Origin of the sequence: Bibersteinia trehalosi, assembly GCF_004346205.1 — a bacterium.
GTDB classification, from domain to species: domain Bacteria; phylum Pseudomonadota; class Gammaproteobacteria; order Enterobacterales; family Pasteurellaceae; genus Bibersteinia; species Bibersteinia trehalosi.
The window spans coordinates 1-1,030 of sequence record NZ_SMAM01000025.1 but is presented as its reverse complement, the minus strand read 5'-3'; the positions used below and the strand labels follow the sequence as shown (position 1 = coordinate 1,030).

The window sequence follows — 1,030 nt, the reverse complement described above, 5'->3', positions numbered from 1 at the left end:
AACAGGATATCACGTGTCCCGCCCTACTTGTTGTTAGCCTAGTACCACCAGAATGTTTTCGGATACGGGGCTATCACCCTGTGCCGCTGAGCTTCCCAACTCATTCTCCTAACATTCAAGCTATCACTAACTGGCTCTTTCGCGTTCGCTCGCCGCTACTAACGAAATCTCGGTTGATTTCTTTTCCTCGGGGTACTTAGATGTTTCAGTTCTCCCGGTTTGCCTCACATACCTATGTATTCAGTATGTGATAGTAGGTTCTTCACCTACTGGGTTTCCCCATTCGGATATCTTGGATTAAACGCTTCTTATCAACTCATCCAAGCTTTTCGCAGATTAGCACGTCCTTCTTCGCCTCTGATTGCCAAGGCATCCACCTTGTGCGCTTAGTCACTTAACTATACAACCTCAAACATTTTAAGAAACTTAAACGGTTTAAGATTGAAAATTAACTACTATTGGGCGTAAGCATTACGCCCATACTTGATTGCTTTTGTTCAATCAAGATTTTTGAACTACTCAGACTTCTCTTGACGGGCGTATGCAATACGCCACTACGAGAAAATCTCTCAGTTTTCAGCTTGTTTCCAATTTTTTAAAGAACATTAGACAATGGCTTTCGCCTATCATCATACCTAAACCGACAAGCGGGCTATTTCTCACTGAATTTTGTAAAATCTTACTCAAATTCAACCGCTTGCAACCTTAGGTATGATGATTGGTGGAGATAAGCGGGATCGAACCGCTGACCTCCTGCGTGCAAGGCAGGCGCTCTCCCAGCTGAGCTATATCCCCAATTTCATCTTTCCGTTGTGTTCACTCATATGGTAATGAGTGGTGGGTCTGAGTGGACTTGAACCACCGACCTCACCCTTATCAGGGGTGCGCTCTAACCACCTGAGCTACAGACCCAACGGATGACCTTCAGTTTGTCTTTCATATCAAACAATCTGTGTGAACACTTGCAGTCGTTTTAGTTATCTTGGTAAGGAGGTGATCCAACCGCAGGTTCCCCTACGGTTACCTTGTT

Annotated in this window: 2 tRNA genes and 1 rRNA gene; all 3 read right to left on the bottom strand. The window is 44.7% G+C overall.

Annotated elements, in window-relative coordinates:
* Nucleotides 1-400 (bottom strand): 23S ribosomal RNA (locus EDC51_RS10800); the annotation flags it as partial.
* A gap of 319 nt (nucleotides 401-719) precedes the next feature.
* Nucleotides 720-795: transfer RNA gene (locus tag EDC51_RS10795), tRNA-Ala, on the bottom strand.
* A gap of 40 nt (nucleotides 796-835) precedes the next feature.
* Nucleotides 836-912: transfer RNA gene (locus tag EDC51_RS10790), tRNA-Ile, on the bottom strand.
* Between the last annotated feature and the right edge of the window lie 118 nt (nucleotides 913-1,030).